Below are 9,508 nucleotides of genomic sequence, written 5' to 3'. Positions count from 1 at the left end.
TGCCGCCAAGGTCTTGGTTAGCCGCTAACAGCAGTGCTTGATGGGCGCCACCGGTGCGGCGTCACCTTCTGTCCGTGAGGCGTCGAGGAACGCGTCCAGGTCGACCCTGCGCCCGCCGATCGGTTGCCATCTGCTGCCGTTCTCGTGATAGAAGATCTGGCCGTCCAGCAGATCACCCCAGTAGTAGTACTGGAACGGCGACATGGATACGTGCACGCCCAACCGTGCGGGGCGATCGAGCTGTGCACGGGTGGCTCCTCCGGCATGTTCGAGGCGCCACCGGTGATCGGTGCCGAGCAGGCCATGACCCTGCAATGCCGCCTCGTACGCATCAAGCTGCTCGCGAGCGGGTTCCGCCCACCGTGCCGGGGTCGATAGCCGCACGCCTGGTGGCAGCCGAGTCGACGTACGCAAAGGACGTCGCGCCTGACCCAACCCAGACCGCGCCATCGGTCCACAGCTTGACACCCGTTTTGCACAGCAAATCGTCGCTGGCAGTGAATGTTTCTGGCTCGGTGTAGGTTTCGGTGGTCGACATCTCCCACAGACTCACCCGCAGCGGACGTGACGGGGACGCGGCGAGTGCCTCGTACGCGGGCTTGAGCTGAGGGTCGTACGTCATATCCGAAGTTGATGTGTATCCGGCACGGGACATCACGGCGAAGAACTGTGCGGCTGAGTGCAAGGGATTGCCCAGCCCAGCGATCAGGGGAGCGAGCACTTCCGTCAGCGCGGGAACTTCAAACCCGCGCCCCTTGAGAGTGCCATCGGGGTTGCGTTGATAATGCCCGCCCACCGGGTCCGCCGGCGGAGCGCTGTCCCACCGAAGTAGACCCCGTGGCCGGAATTGTCAGTGACGGCCGCGACCCGATCACCGAATATCTGATCCAGCTCATCGACATCCGGTGCAGCATGTTCATGCAGGAGCGCGTCGAATCCGCTGAAAATCAACGGTTCTGAGGGATCTGTGTGTTCGCGAGTGCATCCCGAAACGCGGCGGTGACGTCGGCCCAGCTTGACGCCTTCCAGGGGGCGATCGAATGGACTGGCGCTTCGGTGATGACGCCACTCATGAACGGATGGCCATGTGGTTCAACGAAACCGGGAAGAAGCGCCCCCGCTCCGGTGTCGATTACCTCGACACCCGGCAACGCCGCGGCGCGCTCCTTGCGGCGCGTGCACTCCTTCCCGCCGAGTGGAGTCGGTCCTGGCCGTCACACAAGTATCTGGTGAAGGGCGCCATGACCTGGGGGAATGCCCACGTCTCCCCGGTATGGACCACGACAACGCTGAATCCCGAACCGCCCTGCCTGCCGCGATGCTGGCGGCTGGTTCGAGTCTGCGACAGAATCAGGGTGTACTCCGTGACGAGAAAGAGAGACAACCAATGACCGATTGGGATGTGGCCGGCCGGGCGAACTACGTGTCGTTCACGAGCTATCGCAAGGACGGCACGGCGGTGTCCACACCGGTCTGGATTGCTCCGGCCGACGGCAAGCTTTACTTTTTCTCGGAGGTCAGCGCGTACAAGGTCAAACGCATCCGGCGCAATCCCGCGGTGACGTTGCAGCCGTGCAGTGTTCGCGGGCAGCTGACTCCCGGTGCGCCAGTCGTGGCAGGTACCGCGCGGGTGCTGGACCTCGACGACACTCCCCGGGTCCGCAAGATCGTCAACCGCAAATATTGGCTTTTGGGCCCGTTGAGTGAATTCGGAGTCTGGATTGCCCGCCGCCAACAGGCGTCGGTTGCCATCGAGATCTCCCCCGGTGTCCCTGTTTCGCCGTAACTGGGCCAGGCTTTGCGCAGACTCAGATCAAGATCGCATGGCGATATGATCAACGTGTGAGCGTACGAAGCCTAAATCTGGACGATTTACGGTGCTTCGTAGCGGTTGCCAACAGATTGAATTTTACCCAGGCGGCACGAGAGCTGCATCTGACTCCATCCGTCCTGAGTAGGCGGATAAGCAATGCGGAACGACTTCTCAATGCGAATCTTTTTCTCCGCGACACACGTACGGTCGTGCTGACAGGCGAAGGTGCGCGGCTGCTTCCGCTCGCGCAGGAGATCATTGAGAAGTTCGACAAGATGCCGCATGAAATCTCCAAGGGTCCACTCCCGGTGCGGAAAATTCGGTGCGGCATCCCTCCCTGGTTGCCTCCGGCATTACAGGCCAAGCTGACCACCTTGGGGGAAAGTAACACCGAGAAATTCAAGTTCACACAGGCGCCGCTCGCCAGCCCCGACATCATCGAAGGGATACTGAACGAAAGGTTGGATTTCGGCTTCGTCAGGCCCAATTCGCATGCGACCGTGCTGTCCTACACGACCGTGTGGAAGGAAAGGATCGGCGCCGTGCTCTCGCGCGAGCGGTACGAGACTCGCGATTCGATCTCCGTCGCCGAGCTCCTCGTGCTTGATTACATCGGCGACCGGCGTGACAGCGATACCGAGTACCGGCGCCATGTGGAAACAGAGCTGGAGAAGCAAGGGCCACTCACGCGGACGGAATTCACACTCGGCGACGTCGTACGGGTCAAGCAGGCAATCGCGTCAGGGCAGGCTTTCAATCTGGCGCCGATCCCGGCACCTGGCGAACCGAACGCGCTGGAATACGACGAGTTCGTACTTGTTCCGATATCGGATCTGAATTTCAGGCTCTTGACCTGTCTGGCGTACCGGGACGACACGGCCGGACGTGATCGCGAGCTGCAAGAGATTCTTAACACGGTAATTCTGCTGTTCCGCGAATAGCCGCGTGGGAGGGGGCCCGCCTCGCGGCGGACCACCTCATACTGTCCTCGGTGTCAATGGCGTCCGAACCGTCGCCTCGGGCGCCCAGCGCCTGACTCCTGCCCCAGCGGCTGTTCCGGGGAGCTGCTACGGCAAATGAATCGATTGGTGCGGCACCTTTCCTATCGTTTGCCTTGGCCAACATGAGTAGACCTGTAATTTACATTTTCGATACCTTCGAACATGCCTTACCTTGTGCTACAGACTATTTGAGCCTCGCCCCGAGGGTCACGTGGTAAAGCGCATTGCGGAACTCATCCAATTCGCTCGCTCGATCTCAGAAAAGCTGTAGTAATTCGCAAACACCTTGACTATCACGAGTGTGGCGATTTCACCATCCGAGGTACACCCGGTGCTGGTGGGGATTGTGCAGTATGTTCATTCGCAAAGGTAAAAGCACAGCATCGGGGCCTCGAGGAGTTATGAAGCTTGGGCAGGTATTCGATAGACGTCACAATGCTCTGACCATGTGGCGTCTCGTTCTGGCGATCGGAGTGGTCCTCTACCATTCCTGGCCCCTGACCGGTCGCCAGATTGACTACGCACCGGCGGTGCGGCTGCTCAGCAACATATTTGCCGATGGATTCTTTGTGATCTCCGGATTCCTCATCACCGCGGCGTGGATGCGTCGTCCGTACCTCAAGGAGTACTGGGCATCCCGTGTATTGCGAATCTTCCCGGGCTTGTGGGTATGTCTGCTCGTGGTCGCCTTCGTCATCGCTCCGATCGCCGCCAGGGTCCAGCACTCCACTGTCACCCTGTCTTCAGAGCTCGCGTATGTCGTCAACAACGCCCTGCTCAATGTGGCCTATTTCGACATCGACGGCACCCCTGCGGATGTGCCATATCCGGGAGTCTGGAACGGATCCATCTGGACACTCTTTTTCGTTCTGCTCTGCGATGTCATGGTTTCGGTGCTTGGCATTATCGGCCTACTGAAGCACCGCTGGGTCATTCCGACTCTGTTCGTCTTGGCGACAATGTGGGCTGCCTACGTTTCGTACACTCCACCGCTGTACAGCTGGCCGCAGGTGCTGGCCCGATTCTTCGTCGTGTTCCTTGCGGGCGCGATGCTCTACCAGTACCAAGACCACGTGCCGGCTCGCTGGTCGCTGGTCGCGGTGAGCGTCGCCATCGTTCTAGCGTCGGGATTCACGCAAAACTACCGGGTAATCGGCGCCCTACCACTGGCCTACGCGATCGTTGTTTCTGGCGCCCTCATCCGCAAAACGCGGCTGCGCAACGATCTTTCGTACGGCGTGTATATCTACGCATTCCCCGTCCAGCAGTTGCTGGCTTGCTGTGGGCTTGCCCGGTTGAATCCGTTCTTGTTCTTTCTTCTTGCCGCCACAGTCACCCTTCCGGTTGCCGCGCTGAGCTGGTTTGTGGTGGAGAAGCGTGCCGTGGCCCTCAAATCTCGTATCCACCGGAAGTCCGTCGAGCAACCCACCGCGCACAGGGTGGCGATGCCCTGACAGCAGCGCCAGTTGCGTTGGCGTTCAATGTCGTTGCGGACGGGATGGAAGTGTTCATGTGAATGGCAGAACAATGCGCGATCTTGGTGCTAGCTTCTGCTCTTGTGCTCCCCTTCACGCCTCGCCTGATCGTCGAGCCGGATGACGGCCTGGAACCGGTTCGCGATTTCATCGAGAGCGCGGAGACATCGCTTCTCATCAAACAATTCACCTTCACCGAGGAAAGCTTGATCGGGGCGGTGATCGGTCGGTGTCAGGCGGGTGTAGATGTCCGCGTGATGCTCAACCCGCAGCGGTCGGGCGGTGACCGAGCCAACGATGATACGTTCGAGACGCTCTCCACGGCCGGGGTGAAGGTCGCCTGGTCTAGTCCGAAATTCTATGTCACACATGAGAAGTCGATAGTCGCCGACAACAAGGCGGCGCTGGTGGCCACCTTCAACCTTTGTGAGAAGTACTTCACACGGACTCGCGACTACGGCGTCATCACGGCCGTGCCCAGCCACGTCAGACAGATCGTCGAGGTGTTCGAGGCCGATTGGGAGCACCGGGATTGGGTGCCGTCAGTCTTCGAGGGGCTGTTGTGGAGCAATGCGAACTCTCGCTACCACATGGCGGAGTTCATCGACGCGGCCGAACAGCGGCTCGACATCCAACATCCGAAGTACGTCGATGCGGTCATCCTGGACCGCGTCGCCGCAGCGGTGGACCGAGGTGTCAGAGTCCGTGTGCTGTGCGGAGGCAGACACGGCATCAGCGAATGGGACATTCTCGACACGTTCGCATCGCTGCGGACACTGCGCCGCATCGGGGTGAAGGTCCACAAGCAGAAGAACCTGAGGGTGCACGCCAAGCTGCTTGTCGTCGACAACGCCCACGCCCTGGTGGGCTCGATGAACATCGATCGCAGCGCCTTCGATCTGCGCCGCGAGCTTGGGATCACGATCACCGATGAACTTGTGGTCGCCCGGTTGCAGGATGTGTTCAACACCGACTGGGACCTGTCGCATCAATATGACCCGCCGGATCCGCTCGATTCATACCAACACCAGGAGGATGACTTCCCGCACGATCCGGAATTGATGCATGAGTAGCGAGGATGTCGATCCCCCACTGCCACAGGTATCCCTGTTTCGGTTGGCCTGGACGTTCAACCACATCGCGCTGGCCTCGTTCGGGGGCGGCCTCTCGGCATGGTCGCGGGAGGTGCTCGTCGTCGAAAGAAAGTGGCTGGGCGAAGAAGAGTTCTTGTCCGCGATGACGATGTGCCGAATTCTTCCGGGGGCCAACCAGATCAACATGGCCGTCTTTGTCGGCACCAAGATGCGTGGTGCCCCGGGTGCCGCCGCGGCCGTCATAGGCCTATGCCTGGTACCGCTGGTCCTCGTGTTGACGGTGTGCTACTTCTACTTTCGCTTCAAGGAGGTGCCCGCCGTCAAAGGCGTGCTACATGGCGCCTCGGCAGCCGCCGTGGCGCTCACCCTGGCAATGGTGATCAAGACGGGCCAGAAGTGCCTGACCGGGCTGATACCGGTTCTCTTGTTCACCGCCAGCTTCGCGCTCAACGGATTAATGCGCTGGCCCTTGCTGGCAACACTGGCACTGCTCGCACCGTTGGCTCTCTTCTGGGCGTGGCCCAGGAGGGCGTCCGCGTGAATACCTACTGGCAGTTGGTGGTGTTGTTCGGGTCGCTCTCGCTGATGTCCATCGGCGGCGGCAATGCGGTGCTGCCAGAGATGCACCTGCGCTCAGTGAGCGGCGAACACTGGTTGACCAATTCGCAATTCGCCGACATCTTTTCGATTTCCCAGACCACACCGGGCCCGAGCATTCTGATCGTGGCGATGGTCGGGTACGCCGCAGGGCTTCCGGTCGGCGGCGTCGCGGGGGGCATTCTCGGTGGAGTCGTCGCGACCGTCGCCATGGTGTTTCCCGCCGCATCATTGGTGTACGCGGTGACGCGATTCTGGCAGCGGGCGCAGAAATCGAAATGGCGCATCGCGATGGAGCGAGGCCTGGCGCCGCTGACCGTCGGTCTGATCCTGGCGACGTCACTGGTGATGAGTCGCGCGGCGGATCACGATTGGCGTGCGTACACGCTGACTGGTGTCTGCACACTAATCTTCGTTGTCACAAAGATGAATCCCTTGATCGTGGTCGCCGCGGCGGGAGTGTTCGGCTACTTCGGCCTGGTGTAGTACCGCTATCCGGATCAGCGCCACCCATAGCCGGGTGCGCCAAACCCGTACCCAAATCCGTCGTCGCCTGCCCACATCCATGGCGAAAGGTCATCATCGGTACTTTGTGTGCACGCGGCATCGGGGCCCAGGCCACCCGAGAACTGGCACGGAGGTTCGGCCCTAGCCGGCGCGGCCAAGGTCACCGCTGCCACCAACACCGCTGTGACACATGCGCTGTAAGGCATTCCGCACCCCCTTTTTTTTCGTGACAACAACGTGCGGGGCTGGAATTGAGATTAGCACCGGAATCGGTGATCCGCCGAGGGTTGAACCAGGCATTCTCGTGGTCTGATCTGCGGCGCGACATTCACTTGCGACAATGGCTGCATGGTTGAGCAGAGCCTCTGGATGCAAAAAGTCGCGGCCGATCCACACCATTCGCATTGGTACATCGAGCGCTTTCGCGCGCTGGCGCGTGAGGGCGCGGATTTGGCGGGCGAGGCCCGCCTCGTGGATGCGATGGTGCCGCGTGGTGCCCGCGTCCTCGATGCCGGGTGCGGCTCCGGTCGGGTGGGCGGATTTCTCGCCGCGGCCGGTCACAATGTCGTCGGTGTCGACGTCGACCCCGTGCTCATCGAGGCGGCCACACAAGACCATCCCGGATCGCGTTGGATTGTTGGCGATCTCGCCGATCTGGACCTGCCCGCGTGCGGTATCGCCGAGCCATTCGACGTCATCGTGTCAGCGGGCAACGTGATGGCATTTCTTGCCCCGAGCACCCGCGTTCAGGTGTTGACTCGACTACGTGCGCACTTGGCGAGCGACGGCCGCGCGGTGATCGGTTTTGGGGCCGGCCGTGACTACGAGTTCACCCAGTTCTTCGACGATGTGGGCGAGGCCGGCCTCATCCCAGATCTTCTGCTGTCCACCTGGGACTTGCGGCCCTTCACCGACGACTCCGATTTTCTCGTCGCGTTGCTACGGGCAGGAGATACCCAGCGTGAACTCTGAGGGCGAGACCATCACGCGGAGCAAGCGGCAATCATTGGCCTTGGTCGGCATCGCTTACGTCATCGCCGTGTGCGTGGGCGCCGCGTGGCTTGCCTGGGGGCCAGGTACGGGACGCATGTGGCTGGACACCTTGATCGCCGATGTGCTGGCCACCGTGGTGATATTCGTGTTCAGCAGGCTGTACCGCAATTCGAGCTTCTACGACGCCTATTGGAGCGTGATACCCCCGCTGCTGCTGATCTATTGGTGGTCTCAGTCCGGGGTCTACGAGTTGCGTTGTTGGCTCGTCGCACTCGTCGTCCTGGTGTGGGCAGTGCGTCTCACGGCCAACTGGATATATGCGTTCCCCGGTCTGCACCACGAGGATTGGCGTTACCCCATGCTGCGCGCCAGCGCTGGGCGATGGAGTTTCCTGGCCGATCTGGTGGCGATCCATCTCACTCCCACGCTGCTGGTTTTCGTCGGGATGCTGCCGGCATATGTCGCGGTGACTCGACCCGGAGGCGACCTGGGCTGGCTGACAGCGATCGCATGTGCCGTTGGCCTCGCGGCGGTCGCCCTGGAGCTGGTCGCCGATACACAAATGCACCGGTTTACCCGCACCCGTCGCCCCGGCGAGGTGATGGACCGTGGTCTGTGGTCGTGGTCGCGGCATCCAAACTACTTTGGAGAGTTCAGTTTCTGGCTTTCTCTGGCGCTCTTCGGCATAGCGGTCTCCCCTGCGGATGCGTGGTGGCTGTGTCTCGGCGCCGCGGGCATGTTGGGGATGTTCCTGGGCTCGAGCATCCCGATGATGGAGCAGCGCAGTCTGCAGCGCCGCCCCGAGTACCAGGACGTGATCGCGCGGGTGCCACGATTCGTGCCGCGTCCACCACGGAAATCGACGTGAGACGTCGACGGGTCCTGGTCGCCGGGCTCGGCGACAGCGGCCTGCTCACCGCGATCCGGCTCGCGCGCCACTGCGATGTCGTCGGAATCTCCGCCAAACCCGGGTTGGTCAGCGGACAAGAGCTGGGCCTACGCCTGTCACGCCCAGCAGAGTGGACGCAGAACTACTGGGTCCCCTTCGACCGATTCCGCGGCTTGGACCGCGTGCGCACGGTGCACGCCGACCTTACCGGCGTCGACCTCAATGCCCGAACGGTTTTCGGCCAGGACGGTGACGGTTCACCGCTGACCGAACCGTATGACACGTTGATCATCTCTACCGGTGTCAGTAACGGGTTCTGGCGGCAGCCGACTCTGCAGTCGAGCGCCGAAGTGGCCGCGGACCTGCGCACGGCCCATCATCGGCTGGCCTCCGCGCATACGGTGATCGTCATCGGTGGCGGAGCCGCCGCCGTGAGCAGCGCTGCCAATCTGGCGATGACATGGCCGAACCTGCGCGTCGATCTGTACTTCCCCGGTGAACACGCGCTGACACAGCACTCGCCGAAGGTCTGGGACCGGATCCGCCAGCGGCTGAAGGAACTTCGCGTAGGATTGCATCCCGGGCATCGTGCACTCATCCCCGAAGGATTCGCATGCAACCGGATTACCGGCGAGCCGGTTCACTGGAGTACCGGCCAGTCACCGGCGTCCGCCGATGCGGTGGTGTGGGCCATCGGTCGCGTCCGGCCCAACACCGGCTGGCTGCCGGCGGAGCTGCTCGACGAGCACGGATTCGTGCGGGTGACACCGGAGCTGCACGTTCCGCACCACCGGGATGTCTTCGCTGTCGGAGACGTCGCGGCAACCGATTCGCTCCGCACCTCTGCCCGCAATCGTGCCGATCGGATTGTGGCGCACAATATTCGAGCCGGGGCCTCTGGGCGGCCGTTGCGTACCTACCGCCCACCCAGGTACCGGTGGGGCTCCGTGCTCGGTGTGCAGCCCAACGGGCTGGAAGTCTTCGCGCCCTCCGGCCATGCGTTCCGATTCCCGGCATGGTCGATCGAGCGCGTACTGCAACCCTGGATCATTAGACGCGGGATCTACCGGGGCATCCGCGACAACCGGCCGCTTGCCTCCACCGTCGACGCGCTCGAACCTCCCCGGAAGGACTGATCA

14 protein-coding genes are annotated in these 9,508 nt (G+C 61.9%); 11 read left to right on the top strand and 3 right to left on the bottom strand.

Features of this window, described 5'->3' with window-relative positions:
- Positions 1 to 24 precede the first annotated feature (24 nt).
- Together B4394_RS22220 and B4394_RS22215 are read right to left on the bottom strand one after the other, a co-directional pair.
- Positions 25 to 315, bottom strand: a complete 291-nt coding sequence (locus B4394_RS22220; protein WP_078312937.1) for a hypothetical protein — start codon at positions 313 to 315, stop codon at positions 25 to 27.
- Positions 316 to 331: 16 nt separating this feature from the next.
- Positions 332 to 796 (bottom strand): amidohydrolase family protein, encoded by a 465-nt coding sequence (locus B4394_RS22215; protein WP_078316291.1) that lies wholly within the window; start codon positions 794 to 796, stop codon positions 332 to 334.
- A 41-nt stretch (positions 797 to 837) separates the two neighbouring features.
- Between B4394_RS22215 and B4394_RS25840 the strand changes: the two genes are divergently transcribed.
- From B4394_RS25840 to B4394_RS22180, 8 genes are all read left to right on the top strand, one after another.
- Complete coding sequence (locus tag B4394_RS25840) at positions 838 to 960, top strand: hypothetical protein (RefSeq protein WP_286142288.1); 123 nt, start codon at positions 838 to 840, stop codon at positions 958 to 960.
- Between the two features lie 80 nt (positions 961 to 1,040).
- Entirely contained in the window at positions 1,041 to 1,391 is a 351-nt protein-coding gene (locus B4394_RS22210) for a hypothetical protein (RefSeq protein ID WP_078312939.1), read from the top strand.
- Entirely contained in the window at positions 1,388 to 1,786 is a 399-nt protein-coding gene (locus B4394_RS22205; RefSeq protein ID WP_078312940.1) for a PPOX class F420-dependent oxidoreductase, read from the top strand. The genes B4394_RS22210 and B4394_RS22205 overlap by 4 nt, the downstream gene beginning before the upstream one ends.
- Before the next feature lie 56 nt (positions 1,787 to 1,842).
- A complete protein-coding gene (locus tag B4394_RS22200) occupies positions 1,843 to 2,754 on the top strand; it encodes a LysR family transcriptional regulator (protein WP_078312941.1) in 912 nt (303 codons plus the stop codon).
- 461 nt (positions 2,755 to 3,215) lie between these two features.
- Complete coding sequence (locus B4394_RS22195) at positions 3,216 to 4,268, top strand: acyltransferase family protein (protein WP_078316290.1); 1,053 nt, start codon at positions 3,216 to 3,218, stop codon at positions 4,266 to 4,268.
- Between the two features lie 104 nt (positions 4,269 to 4,372).
- Complete coding sequence (locus B4394_RS22190; protein ID WP_078312943.1) at positions 4,373 to 5,362, top strand: phospholipase D-like domain-containing protein; 990 nt, start codon at positions 4,373 to 4,375, stop codon at positions 5,360 to 5,362.
- Positions 5,355 to 5,924, top strand: a complete 570-nt coding sequence (locus tag B4394_RS22185) for a chromate transporter (protein WP_078312944.1) — start codon at positions 5,355 to 5,357, stop codon at positions 5,922 to 5,924. The genes B4394_RS22190 and B4394_RS22185 overlap by 8 nt, the downstream gene beginning before the upstream one ends.
- Positions 5,921 to 6,466 carry a chromate transporter gene (locus tag B4394_RS22180; RefSeq protein ID WP_078312945.1) on the top strand — a complete coding sequence of 182 codons (546 nt, stop codon included), beginning with the start codon at positions 5,921 to 5,923 and terminating at the stop codon, positions 6,464 to 6,466. Before B4394_RS22185 ends, B4394_RS22180 begins: the two co-directional genes overlap by 4 nt.
- Before the next feature lie 14 nt (positions 6,467 to 6,480).
- On the opposite strand, the gene B4394_RS22175 is transcribed toward B4394_RS22180, so the two are convergent.
- A complete protein-coding gene (locus B4394_RS22175; protein ID WP_078312946.1) occupies positions 6,481 to 6,693 on the bottom strand; it encodes a hypothetical protein in 213 nt (70 codons plus the stop codon).
- Positions 6,694 to 6,835: 142 nt separating this feature from the next.
- Here B4394_RS22175 and B4394_RS22170 point away from each other — a divergent pair, with 142 nt between their 5' ends.
- The 3 genes from B4394_RS22170 to B4394_RS22160 are packed head-to-tail and all read left to right on the top strand — an operon-like array spanning position 6,836 to position 9,505.
- Complete coding sequence (locus tag B4394_RS22170; protein ID WP_078316289.1) at positions 6,836 to 7,459, top strand: class I SAM-dependent methyltransferase; 624 nt, start codon at positions 6,836 to 6,838, stop codon at positions 7,457 to 7,459.
- Between the two features lie 10 nt (positions 7,460 to 7,469).
- Positions 7,470 to 8,348, top strand: a complete 879-nt coding sequence (locus B4394_RS22165; protein WP_078316302.1) for a DUF1295 domain-containing protein — start codon at positions 7,470 to 7,472, stop codon at positions 8,346 to 8,348.
- Complete coding sequence (locus B4394_RS22160; protein WP_078316288.1) at positions 8,345 to 9,505, top strand: FAD-dependent oxidoreductase; 1,161 nt, start codon at positions 8,345 to 8,347, stop codon at positions 9,503 to 9,505. The genes B4394_RS22165 and B4394_RS22160 overlap by 4 nt, the downstream gene beginning before the upstream one ends.
- Positions 9,506 to 9,508 lie beyond the last annotated feature (3 nt).

The organism is Mycobacterium sp. D16Q16 (genome assembly GCF_002013745.1).
Classification (GTDB): domain Bacteria; phylum Actinomycetota; class Actinomycetes; order Mycobacteriales; family Mycobacteriaceae; genus Mycobacterium.
Note: the sequence above shows the minus strand (reverse complement) of the source record. Positions and strands in the feature narration are given on the sequence as shown.